Source organism: Streptomyces megasporus (assembly GCF_000718985.1).
In the GTDB taxonomy this organism is placed as follows: Bacteria; Actinomycetota; Actinomycetes; order Streptomycetales; family Streptomycetaceae; genus Streptomyces; species Streptomyces megasporus.
In genome coordinates, this window is sequence record NZ_JODL01000016.1 from 97,177 (window position 1) to 113,294 (window position 16,118).

Below are 16,118 nucleotides of genomic sequence, written 5' to 3' on the forward strand. Positions count from 1 at the left end.
GCCTTGGTGCTGGAGCAACCATAGGACGAGCCGCCCCGGGAGATCGCAGGGAGTCCGGTGGAACAAAACGACCATCCGCACGTAACGGTAAATTCTTAAACGCTCGAACGATCTTCCGGCGGTCGGGCTCCGGCCGTTCCCCTTCTGCCCGCACGAATTCCGCCCGCACGGAGTCCGCCCGCACGGAGTCCACACGGAAGGACCGCGCCCCTGACTGTCGACCGCCTCAACGAGCTCATGCTGGTCAGCGCGATCGTCCTGATCGTGGCCGTCGCGGCGGTCCGGCTCTCGTCGCGCACCGGCCTCCCCAGCCTGCTGGTCTACCTCGGCATCGGACTCGCCATCGGGCAGGACGGACTCGGGGTCCGGTTCGACGACGCCGAACTGACCCAGGTGCTGGGGTACGCGGCGTTGGTGGTGATCCTGGCCGAGGGCGGACTGAGCACCAAGTGGCGCGAGATCCGTCCGGTCATGCCCGCCGCCGTCGTGCTCGCGACCGTGGGCGTGGGCGTCAGCGTCGCGATCACCGCCGCCGGCGCCCACTATCTGGTGGGGCTCGACTGGCGGTTGGCGTTGATCATGGGTTCGGTGGTGTCCTCCACGGACGCCGCGGCGGTCTTCTCCGTCCTGCGCAGGATGCCGCTGCCCAGGCGACTGGCCGGGACGGTGGAGGCGGAGTCGGGCTTCAACGATCCGCCCGTGGTCATCCTGGTCGTCGCCTTCTCCATGGCCGGCCCGTTGGACCCGTGGTACGTCCTGGTCGGCGACATCACCCTGCAGTTGACGATCGGCGTCGTGGTCGGGGTGGTCGTCGGCAGACTCGGCGAGTACGGACTGCGGCACGTGGCGCTGCCCGCCTCCGGCCTCTACCCGACCGCGGTGATGGCACTGTGCGTCCTGGCGTACGCCGGGGGCGCACTGGCGCAGGGCAGCGGCTTCCTGGCGACGTACATCTGCGGGATCATCCTCGGCAACGCCACGCTGCCGCACCGTCCGGCCACCCGGGGCTTCGCCGACGGGATGGCGTGGATCGCGCAGATCGGCCTGTTCGTGCTGCTCGGTCTGCTGGCCACCCCGTCGGAGTTGCTGGACGACTTCGGGACCGCGTTGATCATCGGACTGGTGTTGACGCTGGTCGCCCGCCCGGTGTCGGTGGTGCTGTGCACGCTCCCCTTCCGACTGCCCTGGCGGGACCGGGCGCTGCTGTCGTGGGCGGGACTGCGCGGCGCGGTGCCGATCATCCTGGCGACGATCCCCCTGGCCAGTCCGGGCCGGGACAGCGACCGGATCTTCAACATCGTCTTCGTCCTGGTCGTCGTCTTCACCCTGATCCAGGGGCCGAGTCTGCCGTGGGTGACCCGCAGGCTGGGCCTGGCCAGGGGGGAGAGAACGACGGACCTGGACATCGAGTCGGCCCCGCTGGAGCGGCTGCGCGGCCATCTGATCTCCGTCGGCATCCCCGAGGGATCGCGGATGCACGGTGTGGAGGTCGCCGAACTCCGGCTGCCGAAGGGCGCGGCCGTCACCCTGGTCGTGCGGGAGGGCGACAGCTTCGTGCCGACGCCCACGACCGTGCTGCGGCACGGCGACGAACTGCTGGTCGTCACCACCGACGCGGTGCGGGAGGCCACCGAGAGGCGGCTGGTGGCCGTGGGCCGGGGCGGCAAGCTGGCCGGCTGGCTGGGGACGGGCAGTTCGGCGCTGAGGCGCGGACACTGACCGTGCGCGCGCCGACCGTGCCGGGCACTCGCGCGGTGTCACAGAGGTCGTCGCGCCACGCGTCATGCGCCAGGAATCGCGTCAGAGGTCACATCGGGGGTCGCGCCGGAGGTCAGGGGCGCCGTTGCGGCGATCCGTTAACCTGTGGGCGTACGTTTGTCCGACTTCCGGTGTTTCGACTCCGCCTGATGCAGGGCCGGCGCGACCGTCAGGCTGATCACACGCCACGGCCACGCGCGACGAGGACGGCCTTCGGCGTGCCCCGCCGCACCCGTCGTGCGGCGCCGGCGGCGCGCTACCAGGTGGCAGAAAGGTCAGGTCGTGACCACCACGGTCACTTCCTCGGTCCCTCCCGCGCCCGACGGCTCCGGCCGGAAGCCCGGCTACCGCGAGTTGTTGCGCACCCCCGGTGCGTGGACGTTCCTGCTGCCCGGCTTCCTGGCCCGCCAGCCCTTCGCGATGCTGACGCTCGGCATCGTGCTGCTGGTCGAGCACACCACCGGTTCGTTCGGCGTCGCGGGCGCGGTGTCCGCCACGACCGGTGTCTCGATGGCCCTGTTCGCGCCGCGCAGCGGCAGGCTCGCCGACCGCTTCGGCCAGCGCGCCGTCCTGCTGCCCGGCGTCGTGCTGCACGCCCTCTCCGTCGGCCTGCTGGTCACCCTCGCCCTGTCACGGGCGCCGCTGTGGGCGCTGCTGCTCGTCGCCGTGCCGGCCGGTGCCTCGGTGCCGCAGGTGGGCCCGATGGTGCGGGCCCGCTGGGCGCACCTGCTCGGCGGCGGACGGGGGGACGGGACGGACCGCACCCGGCTGCTGCCGACGGCCGCCGCGCTGGAATCGGTCACCGACGAGCTGACCTTCGTCATCGGCCCGGTCCTGACCACCGCGCTGTGCACCACCGTGCACCCGGCCGCCGGGCTGGTCGCGGAGGCCGCCCTGACCGCGGTCGGCGGCCTGATCTTCGCGGCACAGCACCGCACCCAGCCCCCGGCGCACCGCCGCCGGCGGGCGAAGGGCGAACGGCACGCGTCGGCGCTGTCGGTGCCGGGCGTGCGGGTGCTGGTCGTCGCCCTCCTGGGCATCGGCGCGGTCTTCGGCGGGATGCAGGTGTCGCTGGCCGCCTTCACCGAGGCCATCGGCCGGCCCGGCATCAACGGCGTGCTGTACGGGACCTTCGCCGCGGGCAACATGCTCGCCGGTCTCGTCTACGGCGCCCTCTCCTGGCGGTCGTCCCTCCGACGGCGGCTGCTGGTGGCGTACGGGCTGCTGACGCTGGCCACCGCGCCGCTGTGGGCGGTGGACTCGGTGCTGCTGCTGGCCGCTCTCGGCCTGCTGACCGGCGCGGGCATCGGTCCGAGCCTGATCACCGGTTTCACACTGGTGGAGCGGCTGACACCGCCCGCCCTGCGCACCGAGGCGTTCACCTGGCTGACCGGCGCGGTCGCGCTGGGGCAGGCCGGGGCCGCCACGGCGGCCGGGCGACTGGCGGACGGTTTCGGGGCGAGCGCCGGCTTCGCGGTGCCGCTGGTCGCGACGGCCCTGGCCCTGGTGGTCGTGACGGCGCTGCGCGGCCTGCTGGTGCCCCCGTCCGGCACGTCCGAGTCCGCGGCGCCCGACTCCTCCGGACGGAGGACAGCGGGCGGAGCGTGACACGTGGTGAGGGTCACCGTCCCCCCGGCTCCGGTGGACTAAGCCGCCGGAATGCTGCACCATGGTGCGTCGTTAGCACTCCACGAGTAAGAGTGCCAGGAGGAGCAAGTGCCGACCTATCAGTACCAGTGCACCGAGTGCGGCGAGGGCCTGGAAGCGGTTCAGAAGTTCACCGATGACGCGCTCACCGAGTGCCCGAGCTGCGAGGGACGCCTGAAGAAGGTGTTCTCGGCGGTCGGCATCGTCTTCAAGGGCTCCGGCTTCTACCGGAACGACAGTCGTGGTTCCACGTCGAGCGGCTCGTCTTCGTCGTCCTCGTCCTCGAAGAGCGAGAGCTCGTCCTCGTCCGGCGACTCGTCCAAGGCCGGTTCCTCGGCCGCCTGACCTTCCGTCTCCGGGGCCGGCCCCGGCACGTTCGCCGAACCCGAAAGCATGCGACGAACCCCGTCGGGACGCATGTCCCGACGGGGTTCGCGGGCTAGGGTGACGGCCATGAGCGCACAGGCGGAGATAGGCGTCATCGGCGGGTCCGGGTTCTACTCGTTCCTGGACGACGTGACGGAGATCACGGTCGAGACCCCCTACGGCGATCCCAGCGACTCGCTCTTCCTCGGGGAGGTCGCCGGGCGGCGGGTGGCCTTCCTGCCGCGGCACGGACGCAAGCACCACCTGCCCCCACACAAGATCAACTACCGCGCCAACCTGTGGGCCCTGCGCTCCGTCGGTGTGCGCCAGGTGCTGGGGCCGTGCGCGGTGGGCGGCCTGCGCCCCGAGTACGGGCCGGGCACGCTGGTCGTCCCGGACCAGGTCGTGGACCGCACCAAGGCGCGCGTCCAGACGTACTACGACGGCGAGGCCCTGGCCGACGGCTCGGTCCCCAACGTGCTCCACCTGACCTTCGCCGACCCCTACTGCGAGACGGGGCGGAAGGCCGCGATCGCCGCGGCGCGCGGACGCGACTGGGAGCCGGTGGACGGCGGCACGCTGGTGGTGATCGAGGGGCCGCGCTTCTCGACCCGCGCGGAGTCCCGCTGGCACGCGGCACAGGGCTGGTCGGTGGTCGGGATGACCGGGCACCCCGAGGCGGTCCTCGCCCGTGAACTCGCCCTCTGCTACACCTCGATCAACCTGGTCACCGACCTGGACGCCGGCGCGGAGACCGGTGAGGGCGTCTCCCACGAGGAGGTCCTGAGAGTCTTCGCCGAGAACGTCGGACGGCTGCGCGAGGTACTCTTCGACGCCGTGGCGGCCCTGCCGGTGGAGCGGTCCTGCGCGTGCGCGACGGCGCTGGACGGAATGGACCCGGGGATCGCGCTTCCGTAGCCGCCGGCCCGTCTCCGTCCCCGCGTCCCCGTCCGTCCCCACGTCCCTCCCGCCGTTCGGGTCGTCGTCCGCCGCGAGTAAGGGGGACGAGCGGAGGGGGTGCGCGAGGCGGAGGGGGCGGGTGAGGCCCGAGTGGGTGACGGAGTTGTCCACAGGCGGTGGACGATCCACAGGCCCCGGCGGATTCTCGTCGCACCGGACACCGTGGAGGGGTTTCCACCACGAGGCGGTGATCCCGATGTCCTGTCCCCCCTTTCCCTCTTCTCCCTCCCTCTCCCGTTCCTCCCCTCCCGCTTCCTCCGTTCCTCCTCCGCCCCCTCCGGCCTCCTGCCCTCCACCGACCTGCTCCGTCCCGGAGTTCGAGCCGGTGCGCACGAGGCGCGGACGCCTCGGTTCGCTGCGGGGCGCGGGGCCTCGGGCGGTGGCCGTGTCCCTGGCCGTCGCCGCCGTGGCGGCCATGGCCTGGGAGCCTTCGGGAAGACCGGACGGGGAGCGCACCCCTCCAGTGGCCCGGTCCGCGGTCGAGCGGGCACCGGCTCCCGCGTCCGCGTCGACGTCCCCGCCGCCCCGACCCTCGCCCCGGGGCGACGCCATGACCGTCGAGGCCCCGGTGCGGATTCCGGACGCGGCGGTGGTGCGGCTGCTGCGCCCGGGGGACCGGGTGGACGTCCTGGCGACCGCTCCCCCCGACGGGCACTCCGCGTCGGCGGGGGCGGACACCCCCGCCGACCGCGCGCGGATCGTCGCCCGAAACGTACGGGTGGCCGCCGTACCCGCCCCCGACGACGCGACAGGCCCGTCCGGCGAGGAGACCGGGGCGCTGGTGGTGCTCTCGGTGTCCCGTCCGACGGCGGTGCGGCTCGCCGGCGCCGCGGCGCACTCCCGGCTGGCCGTGACGCTGTGCTGACCGTCGACGAGCGGACGGGCACGGACAAGCGGACGGACGCGCTGCGGCCGAGCCCGTCGCTCCCGTCCTCGGCCCTCCTCCCGTCCCCTCGGGTCCCGTCCCCTCGGGATTGGACAGCCCGCGCGGTGCTCGTGCAGCGTGTGCTGCGTTCTTCCGACGGTGGTCGGTGTGCGTGTCGTGCAGAGAGGCAGTCCGTTGAGCGAGAAGCAGGGTGTCCTGGCCGGGTTCAAGGCCTTCCTGATGCGGGGCAACGTGGTCGAACTGGCCGTTGCCGTCGTCGTCGGAGCCGCCTTCACCAAGATCGTGAACACGGTGGTGGAAGGCGTCATCAACCCGGTGGTCGGCTCCATCGGCCCCAAGGACCTGGAGCGCTATCAGTCCTGCATCCAGGGCCCGTGCACCTTCGACAAGACGGGCGCGGCCGTCGACGGCATCACGATCAAGTGGGGCTCGGTGTTGAGCGCCTCGCTGACCTTCCTGATCACCGCGGCGGTCGTGTACTTCCTCATGATCCTCCCGATGAACAAGCTCAAGGAACGCCTGGACGCCAAGGACGCGGCGGAGGCGGCCGCGAACCCGGTCCAGAAGACCGAGGTGGAGCTGCTCACGGAGATCCGCGACGCGCTGCTCGCCGCCCGGCGCGAGGGCGACGGCGCGGCGAGCGCCGCCGTCCTGACCGCTCAGCGCAAGGTCTCCGACGGCGGTCCGCAGCCCGGCTCCGGGGGATCTTCGGGGGCCTCCGGACAGCGGTGACGCCGTGTGGCGCGCCGCCGCACGGGCACTGCGCGAGCGGTGCGTCTCATGCGTCTCAGAGGTGGTGCGGAGGCTTCTCGTCCAGGAAGCGGGCCAGGTCGGCCGCTCCACCGACGTTCCCCGTCCCCGGCCTCTCGCCCCAGCCGCGGTCGGTGTCGTCCGTCGACGGCAGGCTCAGCGGATCGGCGAAGTCCAGCGCGGCGGCCGGGTCACGGTGCCCGGAGGCCTCGGGGATGGCGGGATCGTCCATACCCCCAGGGTACGGCGACACGGGCCCGCCCCCGCGGGATCATGGTCGCCATGGACGCACTGACGGACGTACGGGGCATACGGGTCGGCCACGCCCAGCGCGGCGGCGACGGTTGGCTGACGGGCACGACCGTGGTCCTCGCCCCGGAGGGTGGGGCGACGGCCGCCGTGGACGTGCGGGGCGGTGGCCCCGGCACCCGGGAGACCGACGCCCTGGACCCTCGCAACCTGGTGCAGCGCATCGACGCCGTGGTGCTGACCGGGGGCAGCGCCTTCGGCCTGGACGCGGCCTGCGGAGTGGTGGACTGGCTGGAGGAGCGGGGCCGTGGCTTCCCCGTCGGCCCCGCTCCGGAACAGGTGGTGCCCGTGGTGCCGGCCGCCTGTCTCTTCGACCTCGGCCGCGGTGGCTCCTGGCGGGCGCGGCCGGATGCCGCGCTCGGCCGCGAGGCGGTCGAGGCCGCCGCCCGTACGACGCTCGGAGCCCCGGTCCCCCAGGGCAACGTCGGGGCCGGGACGGGAGCGGTGGCGGGCGGCCTCAAGGGTGGGGTCGGCACCGCGAGCACCGTCCTGCCGTCGGGGACGACCGTGGGCGCGTTGGCCGTGGTCAACGCGGTGGGTTCGGTCTTCGACCCGGCGACGGGCGCGCTCTACGGCGAGCTGTACGGCGGCCGTACGCCCCCGCCCTCCGAGGCCGAGCACGCCGAGGCACAGCGGCGTCTGGCCGCGGCGCGGGAGGAGTCGGAGCGCCGATCGGCCGCCTCCGTGCGTCCGCCGCTCAACACCACGCTGGCCGTGGTGGCCACCGACGCCGACCTCTCCCCGGCCCAGGCCCAGAAGCTGGCGGGCACCTCCCACGACGGGCTGGCCCGTGCCGTCCGTCCGGTGCATCTGCTCAACGACGGCGACACCGTCTTCGCCCTGGCCACCGGCGCGCGCCCGGCGGAACCGGGGGAGATCAACGACGTGCTGGCCGCCGGCGCCGACACCCTGACGCGGGCGGTGGTGAAAGCCGTGCGGGCGGCGGAGGGCGTGGACGGGCCGGGCGGGGTCTTCCCCTCGTACCGCGACCTCTACGGCGGTCCCTGACCCCATCCTCGACAGGGCCCGAACGCAACCCCGAACGCAACCCCGAACGCAACCTCGGACGCGACCCCGAACGCGACAGAGCCCCGGGCACTCGAAAGTGCGCCGGGGCCCTGGTTCCGGGGGCGGTGCGGTACGGCGGCGGTACGTCTCGGCACGGCCTCCCCACCGTGCCGGTCCGGCTCACGCCGCCGCGTCGAAGCCCGTGTCACGAGCCATCTTCTTCAGTTCCAGCAGGGCGTGCTTCTCGATCTGGCGGATGCGTTCCCGCGTCAGGCCGTGCTGCTTGCCCACCTCGGTCAGCGTGCGCTCGCGCCCGTCCTCGATGCCGTAGCGCGCCCGGATGATGGAGGCGGTGCGGTCGTCGAGCCGTCCGATCATGTCCTCCAGCTCCTCACGCCGCAGCATCACGAGCACGGAGTCCTCCGGCGAGGTCGCGGAGGTGTCCTCCAGCAGGTCGCCGAACTGCGTCTCGCCCTCGTCGTCCACGGACATGTTGAGGCTGACCGGATCGCGCGCCCAGTCCAGTACGTCGATGACGCGCTCGGCCGTCGAACCCAGCTCCTTGGCGATCTCGGCGGGCTCCGGGTCACGTCCGTGCTCGCGGTTGAACTCCCGCTGCACACGGCGGATGCGGCCCAGCTCCTCCACCAGGTGGACGGGGAGCCGGATCGTGCGCGACTGGTCGGCGATCGACCGCGTGATGGCCTGGCGGATCCACCACGTCGCGTACGTGGAGAACTTGAAGCCCTTGCGGTAGTCGAACTTCTCGACGGCGCGCACCAGGCCCGCGTTCCCCTCCTGGATCAGGTCCAGCAGCGGCAGACCGCTGCGGGGGTAGCGCCGCGCGACGGCGACGACCAGACGGAGGTTGGAACGGATGAAGACGTCCTTGGCGCGTTCGCCCTCGGCGGCTATCGCCTCCAGCTCCTCACGGGAAGCGGTCGCGCTCGGCGAGTCCTCGGAGACGGGTTCGACCTCTCCGTCGAGAAGCTGCCGGGCGTACACGCCCGCCTCGATCGCGAGCGAGAGTTCGACCTCCTTCGCCGCGTCCAGCAGCGGAGTGCGGGCGATCTCGTCGAGGTACATGCCGACCAGGTCCCGGTCCGCGACATCCCCGGATGACGAGGTACGTACAGTGCGTGCCTCGTCAGCGCCCTTGGTATCGGCCTGACGACGGGCGACGGCACGGGTTGCCATGCGTACTCCCTTACGAGTGGTCTACAACTGGTCGGTGGCGGTCCGGCCACCCGGCGTCTCCTCACCCGGGTGCCCGCTCCGAAGGAAACAACGACTGCAATCAGGACAGAATTCCCAAGTTTCGCATCGTTTTCGTGGATCATGGGGTATTCTGCGCGGCCACACATGGGGATGCCCCCGCCAGCACCGGGAGAAGCCCTGGTCGGAACGGAAAAGAGAGCGCTCCCCCCTCCGATGCCCACGACCACCGCGCCCGCAGGACACCGCTCGCTCTCCCGCCGCGCCCCCACCACACGGGAACGAGCGCCTCCGACGGCCCTCCCGCACCAGAAGACGAACCACACCGCCGTCCGGTTGCCCGAAGGTCCGATCGGACCCGGCCCCGGCGCGTCGCCCTCTCCGCGACCGTGCGGCCACCGCCCGACACGAGGGGCCGACGGACCTGACACGCGCCGCACGGCACTCCGCGCTTACCGAGCAAAAGCCCCGTAATCTCACATACCACCTGATCCTTCGATCATTCCCATCCAGTCCCCACCGCCCGCGTCCCCGTCCCGCCCCCTGTCCCACCTCCACCACGCCCCCGCCTCGTCGCTGTCCTGTCACGACCGTCAATGGCCCGACCACTGGCGGTCGTCCACACCCCTGGCAGCGAACCCGACGTGCTGGAACGATGTGGCCACCACGACTCCGGCGCCCCCACATGCCGTTCCTCGCGCGCCCGCCCCACCCGTCCCGTCCGTCCATGTGAGGAGAGCCCCGATGCAGCAGCCCGCGACCCCTTCCCGCAGGCAAGCCCTCGTCGCCGGCGTGTTCGGTGTGACCGCGGCGCTGACCGCCTCCGCCGTCCTCGCCTCCCCGGCGAACGCCGCCGGCTCCCGAGGCGCGCGTGCCAGGGCCCGGGCCATCGCCCGCCGTATGACCTTGGAGGAGAAGGTCGGGCAGCTCTTCGTCGTCGAGGTCCACGGCCGATCCGCCGACCAGGCCGCCGCCGGCAACCGCACCCTGTACGGCGTGGACACCCCGGCCGAGGTCATCGCCAAGTACCACGCGGGCGGCGTGATCTACTTCGACGCCCGCCGCGGCCCCGACAACGTCCGCGACCCGCGCCAGATCGCCCACCTCTCCAACGGCCTGCAGAGAGCCGCGCGCTCCACCGGCGCCCGCGTGCCGCTGCTGATCTCCATCGACCAGGAGGGCGGCAGCGTCGTCTACCGGCTCACCGCGCCCGCCACCCTCCTCCCCGGGAACATGGCACTGGCGGCGGGCCGCTCCGAGGACGACACCCGGCTCTCGGCCGAGATCATCGGCCGAGAGCTGGCCGCGCTCGGCATCACCCAGAACTACGCCCCCGTAGCCGACGTCAACGTCAACCCCGCCAACCCGGTCATCGGCGTCCGCTCCTTCGGCTCCGACCCGACCACCGCGGCGGCCCTGGTCGGCGCCGCCGTCCGGGGCTACCACCGCGGTGGCGTCTCCTCCGCGGCCAAGCACTTCCCCGGCCACGGCGACACGGACACCGACAGCCACACCGGTCTCCCCCAGATCAACCACACCCGCGAGGAACTGGACCGCATCGACCTGCCGCCCTTCCGGACCGCCATCGCGCGCGGGGTCGACACGATCATGACCGCCCACATCGTGGTCCCCGCCCTGGACCCGTCGGGCGTCCCGGCCACCATGTCGCGTCCGATCATCACCGGCCTGCTCCGCGAGGAGTTGGGCTTCGACGGCCTGATCGTCACCGACGCCCTGGACATGCAGGGCGCCTCGGGCCAGTTCCCGCCGGACGTCGCCCCGGTCCAGGCGCTCAAGGCCGGCTGCGACCAACTCGTCCTGGCCCCGAAGATGGACATCGCCTACAACGCCGTCCTGGAGGCCGTCCGCGGTGGCGAGATCTCCGAGGAACGCCTGGACGCCTCCGTGGTCCGCGTCCTGGAGCACAAGATCCGCCGCGGTCTCGTCAAGGACCCGTACGTGGACGAGGCCCGCGCCGAGCGGATCGTCGGCGCCGAGCGCCACACCACCGCCGCCCAGGCCATCACCGACCGCACGATCACCCTGGTCAGGAACGAGGGCGGCCTCCTCCCCCTCTCCCCCGCCGCCCGCTCGGTCCTGGTCACCGGCTGGGGCGCCGACACGACCCGGACCCTCGCCGACGCCATCGCCGCCCGGAACGGCCAGTCGGCGACCGTCCTGGAGACCGGCGCGGCTCCCTCCGCGGCCCGCGTCACCGAGGCGGCCTCCGCCGCGGCCGGTCACGACCTGGTCGTCGTCGCCGTGAACGCGGTCGCCGCGGGCGGCGACAAGGGCGCGGCCCAGGCCCGCCTGGTACAGGCCCTGATCGCCACGGGCAAGCCGGTCGTCGCGGTGGCCGTCCGCAACCCGTACGACATCCGCAACTTCCCGAACGTCCCGGCCTACCTGGCCACCTACTCCTACGGAGCGCCTTCCCTGCGGGCCGCCGTCCGCGCCCTCTACGGCGACCTCTCCCCCGCCGGCAAGCTCCCGGTCACCATCCCGACTCAGGACTCCACCGGCACCCTCTACGCCTTCGGCCACGGCCTGACCTACTGACCCGCCCACGCCGCCGAACACGTTCGGCACGCCCCGCCCCCATCCGCTAACCTGTCCTGAGCCACGCCTTCGTAGCTCAGGGGATAGAGCACCGCTCTCCTAAAGCGGGTGTCGCAGGTTCGAATCCTGCCGGGGGCATCAGTGCGAAGGGCCGGTTCGCGGGGCTTGATCCTCTGCGACCGGCCTTTCGCGTGCTCGCTCCCCGTGCCACTGCGGGCGCGGAGGGCGCTTCTTCGAGGGGCTTCCGGGTTCTGCCCTGCCGGTGCCGTACAGCGGCGATCGCGTTCGGGAGCGGGTCAGGTCGCCCGCCAGACCGTCATGTCCGCGTGCAGGAAGCTGAACCCGCCGGCCGGCAGCGCGGTCGACTTCACCTGGACCACGAGCAGCGCGATGTCTCCGGAGGGGTGCTTGACGCAGATCTCGCTGCCGGCCGCCACGGCGGCCAACGGGAGATCGTGACTGTCGGCGCCGGTGAGGGCGGCGCGGCACGATTCGAGGGAGGCGCCCGGCTCGCCGTGCCACAGGCCGATCACGCTGGTGTCGCTCTCCAACGCACAGCCGGTGTCCTTGCAGACGAACCGGATGTCGCCCTTGCGGTCCTCGCGCTCGACCGGCTCCCTGATGCCCAGGGAGTTCTTCTCGTTCAGCAATTGGAGGGGGTACGCGACGGGTCGTGGCTGCTTCGGCGCGGTCGAGGACCGGTCCGACGGGTTCGACGCCTCCGGTGTTCGACCGCCCGTCTCCGGAGCCTGCTCGGATACCGACGGAGACTCCGACGACCGTGCGGACGCCGCCGGATCGGGTGTCGAGGACGCGGCCGTGTCCCGGTGGCGGAGCCGGTCCGCCGCCTCCACGACCGTCCACGTCAAGCCCGTCAGCAGCAACGCTCCCGCGGCCACCGCTGCGGCCGTGATCAGCGCGGTGCGTCGCCGGCGGGACCGCCGCTCGTCCGGGCCCTCCGGCCGCGACGGCGCGAGCAACGGCACGGTGTGCACCGCGGTGGGAGCGGGGGGCGGGAGCGGAACCGTCATCTCCGGCCCTGTGACCTCCCGCCAGGCCGCCGGTCCCACCCTCGCGTCGGCGTCGGCGTCGGCGTCGGCATCGGCGAGGGTGTCGGCGTCCCGGCCCAGACGCTGCCGGCACCACTCGACGACCTCCGCCGGGGTGGCCCGCTCCTTGGGGTCGGCGGCGAGGCACCGGGCGATCAGCGGACGGATCTCCTCGGGCAGGCGGGAGAGGTCGGGCTCCGAGTGCACGATCCGGTAGACCACACCGGCCGGGGAGCCGTCCCCGTACAGCGGCTCGCCCAGTGCCGCGAACGCCGCCGTCTGGCCGAGTGCGAAGACGTCGGTCGCCGCGGTGACCTCGCCCGCGGTGGCCTGCTCGGGAGCCATGAACTGGGGCGTGCCGACGGTGGCGCCCGTGACCGTGTGCGAGGTGACGTCGGAGGCCAGCGAGATGCCGAAGTCGATCACGCGCGGCCCGTCGTCGGCCAACAGCACGTTCGACGGTTTCAGGTCCCGGTGCACGATGCCCGCGGCATGGATGGCCTGCAACGCCTCGGCCACCCCCGCCATCAGCCACAACACCGCCGGCACCGGCAGCGGTCCGCGTCGGGCGACGGCCTCGCTCAGGGAGGGCCCGGACACGTACAGCGTGGCCAGCCAGGGCGGCGTGCCGTCCGCGTCGGCGTCGATCAGCTCGGCGGTGTACGCGCCTCGGACCCGTCGGGCCGCTGTGATCTCCCGACGGAACCGCCGCCGGAAGTCCGGGTTGTCGGCCAGTTCCGGGCGCACCACCTTGATCGCCACCGGTCGGCCGCCCGGTGTGTACGACAGGTAGACCCGGCCCATGCCACCCGCGCCGAGCCGGGCGACGAGGCGGTACCCGGCGACCAGGGTCGGGTCGTCCGCCTGTAGCGGCCGGAACACCTCGGTCGCGTGGTTCATCGGTCCTCGCCCCCCGATTCCTTGGTCTGATGAGCCGACCAACGGCAGTAGCTTAGAGGTTGTCCCATGACCGCCCGTCAGGACGGGCGCGAGGTCAGGGCGCTGCGGGCCCCGACACCGTGGGCCCCACCGGATCACGCGGAACCGGAGCGTCGGGCGCGACGGCGCCGTGCCCCGAAGTCGCCTCCGGGGCACGGCGCCTCACCGTCGTCGAGGGTTCGTCAGGACGCGAGGCGGACGGTGACGTCGCACCGGTCGGTCCACTCCGAGACCGCCGCCCCGCCCTGGACGCGCACTCGCCGGCGGTGCTCGCCGTCGCGGAGCTTCCCCTCGGGGTCGGGGGGAGCCGCGGCTCGGTGGCCCGTCGGCCACTCGTTCCCCCTTTCCGTCCGTGTGTCGAACAGATTCGGCGGGGTGAGTGAAGGGTTCCCGAACCGCCCGTTCGACACGGTGAGCCACACGATGATTCCGGAGGGTGACCGGGAGTGGCCGTTCGGTCGCGCACTCGCCGGTCGCTTTGCCAGGACTTCCGTCTGCTGTCCGCCACGCTGATCCAAGGAGAGTTCGACATGCGGTATGCCGTCAAAGGTCTGGGGCTGAGCGCCGCGCTGACCGTCGTCTGCCTGGCGGGAGCGGCCGGCGCCGCGACCGCGGAGTCCTCCCGGTCCGAGGGGTTGTACGCGCCGTCGGCGTTGGTGCTCGTCGTCGGCGAGGGCGAGGATCCGGCAGCGGCCACCGTGGAGCGGGCCGTCACACTGCGCTGCTCGCCGGCCCCCGCCGGCGACCACCCGGACCCGGTGCGGGCGTGTGCGGAACTGCACGCCGTGGACGGTGAGTTCGCCTCGTTGGTCACCGACGGCGGCGACCGGTTCTGTCCGACGGCCTGGGCCCCGGTCACGATCACCGCCGACGGGGTCTGGGACGGGCGCAGGGTCTCCTACGCGCACACCTTCCCGAACTCCTGCGTCATGGCGGAGAGCACGACCTCGGTCTTCTCCTTCTGAGCCCCGCCGAGCCCGGCCCCGAACCCGACCCCGACTCCGGGGCCGCCTCCCGGCACCGCGCCCGGAGCGCTCACGCTCCGGGCGTTCGGCGTTCGGCGTTCGGCGTTCGCGCACGGGCCGCGCCCGGCCCTGGGCATCCGTCACCGGTCCCCGCGCGGGCGGGGTTCGCCGTGCCAGCGCCAAGTGGTCAGGCGGGAACGGCCGGGGAGCTCGGCACGGCCGGTGGCCCACAGCAGGGTGGGCCAGGGGTCCGTCGCCATGGGGGCCTCGGGGAAGAGCCGGGCGAGCACCCGTGCGCACAGGTCGGCGGGCGGATCCCAGGGGAGTCCGAGTCCACGGGCCACGTCGTGGGTGTGGACCAGGGTCTCCACGACGCCCATCGCGGCGAAGCCCTCCGGGTCCGAGACCCCGTACACGTGGAAGGCGCGGACGTCCGGCGGCAGGGTGCGCACCATGGCGACCAGCAGCGCGCCGCTCGCCTCCAGCACCCGCAGCAGCCCGTCCGGCCCCGCGTCGCGGTCGGCGTGGACGGAGTTCGCCGGCCCGCCGGGCCGGCGGCTTCCCCAGGCGAAGGGCACATGCCCGTCCAACGGCGGTTCCTCGGGGCCGAGTTGGACGGCGTATGCGAAGAGGTCGTCGGCGAGGTGCTCGATCGTCTCCCAACAACTCCACTCCAGCGTCCCGGCCTTGGCGTCCCAGCCGTCCGCGGGCGCGTCACGGAGGGCGGCCACGGCGAGCCGTACGGCGTGGCCGAGGTCGTCGGCGGTGACGGGGGACGGCGGGGAAGGGGACGAAACCGCTTCGACGGGGCGCGACATGGAGGGCACCGTACAGCGGCCGGTGCGGGGCGTGCCGGCGGTTTGCCCCCGGCGCGCCCCGTGCACCGGATGGTGTGTCCGGGCCCCGACGCGGTGCGTGAACGGGGAGGAGGGCAAGGTCGAGGGGGAGTCAGGCCGTGACGATCGCGAGCAGGTCGTGCAGCGAGTCGATGCGCCAGTCGGCGGGGGCGGCCTCGGGGGTGTCGGCCCACAGGTGCCCCCAGGGGCCGCGCCGCAGGTGGGCGACGCGCAGTCCGTACGCCTTGGCCGGCGCCACGTCGTTGACGGGGTGGTCGCCCACGTAGACGGTCTCGTGGGGAGCGGCCCGCGCGAGGTCGGCGACGCGGGCGAAGAACTCCGGCGAGGGCTTGGCCACGCCCCACTCGTCGGAGGTGGCGATGGCGTCCGCCGGGAGGTCGAGCGCGCGCAGCAGCAGGCCGGCGCGGGCGGTCTGGTTGCCGGCGACGACGACGCGGAACCCGGCCTGTCGCATGGCGGCCAGGGCCGGGCGGACGTCGGGGTAGAGGTCGGTGTCGTCCAGGTGCTCACCGCGCCCGGCCGCCTCCCGGGCGGCGTACTCGGCGCCGATGTCGATGCCGGGGCGGAGCAGACGGAGGGCGTCGGCGCTGTCCCTCCCCTGGCCGACCACGGCTCCGACCAGGGCGGCGAGGGTGTGCCGCGGCACGCCGAGCCAGTCGGCCCAACTCCCCCAGTACCGGTCGTCGCGGACCAGGGTCTCGCCGATGTCGAGGGCGACGGTTCTGATCACCGGGCCAGCCTAGAACCGTCCGTCCCGTTCGGGAACACGGCACGTGCACGCTCGGTTCTTCCGTGTGAGGGACGGCCGCGGCGGCGCGTGTCCGCCGCCGCGGCCGTCCCTCGCGGTGGC

General features: G+C 73.0%; 14 protein-coding genes and 1 tRNA gene. 10 read left to right on the forward strand and 5 right to left on the reverse strand.

The genetic code is table 11. The features are described from left to right. The first annotated feature begins 144 nt into the window (after window positions 1–144). The 6 genes from IF47_RS0115265 (at window position 145) to mscL (ending at window position 6,349) form a co-directional block, all read left to right on the forward strand. Window positions 145–1,719 carry a potassium/proton antiporter gene (locus IF47_RS0115265; RefSeq protein ID WP_031509329.1) on the forward strand — a complete coding sequence of 525 codons (1,575 nt, stop codon included), beginning with the start codon at window positions 145–147 and terminating at the stop codon, window positions 1,717–1,719. Between the two features lie 321 nt (window positions 1,720–2,040). Next, entirely contained in the window at window positions 2,041–3,366 is a 1,326-nt protein-coding gene (locus tag IF47_RS0115270) for an MFS transporter (protein WP_051717719.1), read from the forward strand. Between the two features lie 108 nt (window positions 3,367–3,474). Beyond that, the gene (locus IF47_RS0115275) at window positions 3,475–3,750 is read left to right on the forward strand and encodes an FmdB family zinc ribbon protein (protein ID WP_031509331.1); all 276 of its coding nucleotides are present in this window, start codon (window positions 3,475–3,477) and stop codon (window positions 3,748–3,750) included. Between the two features lie 108 nt (window positions 3,751–3,858). Then, complete coding sequence (locus IF47_RS0115280; protein WP_031509332.1) at window positions 3,859–4,689, forward strand: S-methyl-5'-thioadenosine phosphorylase; 831 nt, start codon at window positions 3,859–3,861, stop codon at window positions 4,687–4,689. Between the two features lie 592 nt (window positions 4,690–5,281). After that, a complete protein-coding gene (locus tag IF47_RS32010) occupies window positions 5,282–5,596 on the forward strand; it encodes an RcpC/CpaB family pilus assembly protein (RefSeq protein WP_051717721.1) in 315 nt (104 codons plus the stop codon). A 195-nt stretch (window positions 5,597–5,791) separates the two neighbouring features. Next, window positions 5,792–6,349: a large conductance mechanosensitive channel protein MscL gene (gene mscL / locus IF47_RS0115290; protein ID WP_078591854.1), complete on the forward strand. Its 558-nt coding sequence runs from the start codon at window positions 5,792–5,794 to the stop codon at window positions 6,347–6,349. Window positions 6,350–6,404: 55 nt separating this feature from the next. Here the strand turns inward: mscL and IF47_RS0115295 are convergent, their stop codons facing one another. Continuing rightward, window positions 6,405–6,599 carry a hypothetical protein gene (locus IF47_RS0115295; protein WP_051717723.1) on the reverse strand — a complete coding sequence of 65 codons (195 nt, stop codon included), beginning with the start codon at window positions 6,597–6,599 and terminating at the stop codon, window positions 6,405–6,407. 50 nt (window positions 6,600–6,649) lie between these two features. Between IF47_RS0115295 and IF47_RS0115300 the strand changes: the two genes are divergently transcribed. Then, on the forward strand, window positions 6,650–7,684 hold the full coding sequence (locus IF47_RS0115300; RefSeq protein WP_425423595.1) for a P1 family peptidase: 1,035 nt from the start codon (window positions 6,650–6,652) through the stop codon (window positions 7,682–7,684). A 180-nt stretch (window positions 7,685–7,864) separates the two neighbouring features. Here the strand turns inward: IF47_RS0115300 and IF47_RS0115305 are convergent, their stop codons facing one another. Continuing rightward, entirely contained in the window at window positions 7,865–8,881 is a 1,017-nt protein-coding gene (locus IF47_RS0115305; RefSeq protein ID WP_031509337.1) for a sigma-70 family RNA polymerase sigma factor, read from the reverse strand. A gap of 762 nt (window positions 8,882–9,643) precedes the next feature. Here IF47_RS0115305 and IF47_RS0115310 point away from each other — a divergent pair. Together IF47_RS0115310 and IF47_RS0115315 are read left to right on the forward strand one after the other, a co-directional pair. After that, a complete protein-coding gene (locus tag IF47_RS0115310; protein WP_031509338.1) occupies window positions 9,644–11,458 on the forward strand; it encodes a glycoside hydrolase family 3 protein in 1,815 nt (604 codons plus the stop codon). Between the two features lie 65 nt (window positions 11,459–11,523). Next, window positions 11,524–11,596 (forward strand) — tRNA-Arg (locus IF47_RS0115315). A gap of 158 nt (window positions 11,597–11,754) precedes the next feature. On the opposite strand, the gene IF47_RS0115320 is transcribed toward IF47_RS0115315, so the two are convergent. Beyond that, entirely contained in the window at window positions 11,755–13,407 is a 1,653-nt protein-coding gene (locus tag IF47_RS0115320) for a serine/threonine-protein kinase (protein WP_031509339.1), read from the reverse strand. Between the two features lie 569 nt (window positions 13,408–13,976). On the opposite strand from IF47_RS0115320, the gene IF47_RS0115330 reads away from it, so the two are divergent. Then, window positions 13,977–14,411, forward strand: coding sequence for a subtilase-type protease inhibitor (locus IF47_RS0115330; RefSeq protein WP_031509341.1), 435 nt, complete (start codon window positions 13,977–13,979; stop codon window positions 14,409–14,411). Between the two features lie 140 nt (window positions 14,412–14,551). Here IF47_RS0115330 and IF47_RS0115335 read toward each other — a convergent pair whose 3' ends face one another. Continuing rightward, a complete protein-coding gene (locus tag IF47_RS0115335; RefSeq protein ID WP_031509342.1) occupies window positions 14,552–15,229 on the reverse strand; it encodes a maleylpyruvate isomerase N-terminal domain-containing protein in 678 nt (225 codons plus the stop codon). 130 nt (window positions 15,230–15,359) lie between these two features. Beyond that, window positions 15,360–15,998, reverse strand: coding sequence for an HAD family hydrolase (locus IF47_RS0115340; RefSeq protein ID WP_031509343.1), 639 nt, complete (start codon window positions 15,996–15,998; stop codon window positions 15,360–15,362). Between the last annotated feature and the right edge of the window lie 120 nt (window positions 15,999–16,118).

What these genes read in the sequence shown, in the direction of transcription:
- IF47_RS0115305 (WP_031509337.1), bottom strand. Translation starts at nt 8,881, where the DNA reads ATGGCAACCCGTGCCGTCGCCCGTCGTCAGGCCGATACCAAGGGCGCT.
- IF47_RS0115320 (WP_031509339.1), bottom strand. Translation starts at nt 13,407, where the DNA reads ATGAACCACGCGACCGAGGTGTTCCGGCCGCTACAGGCGGACGACCCG.
- IF47_RS0115330 (WP_031509341.1), top strand. Translation starts at nt 13,977, where the DNA reads ATGCGGTATGCCGTCAAAGGTCTGGGGCTGAGCGCCGCGCTGACCGTC.
- IF47_RS0115300 (WP_425423595.1), top strand. Translation starts at nt 6,650, where the DNA reads ATGGACGCACTGACGGACGTACGGGGCATACGGGTCGGCCACGCCCAG.
- IF47_RS0115295 (WP_051717723.1), bottom strand. Translation starts at nt 6,599, where the DNA reads ATGGACGATCCCGCCATCCCCGAGGCCTCCGGGCACCGTGACCCGGCC.
- IF47_RS0115335 (WP_031509342.1), bottom strand. Translation starts at nt 15,229, where the DNA reads ATGTCGCGCCCCGTCGAAGCGGTTTCGTCCCCTTCCCCGCCGTCCCCC.
- IF47_RS32010 (WP_051717721.1), top strand. Translation starts at nt 5,282, where the DNA reads ATGACCGTCGAGGCCCCGGTGCGGATTCCGGACGCGGCGGTGGTGCGG.
- IF47_RS0115310 (WP_031509338.1), top strand. Translation starts at nt 9,644, where the DNA reads ATGCAGCAGCCCGCGACCCCTTCCCGCAGGCAAGCCCTCGTCGCCGGC.
- IF47_RS0115280 (WP_031509332.1), top strand. Translation starts at nt 3,859, where the DNA reads ATGAGCGCACAGGCGGAGATAGGCGTCATCGGCGGGTCCGGGTTCTAC.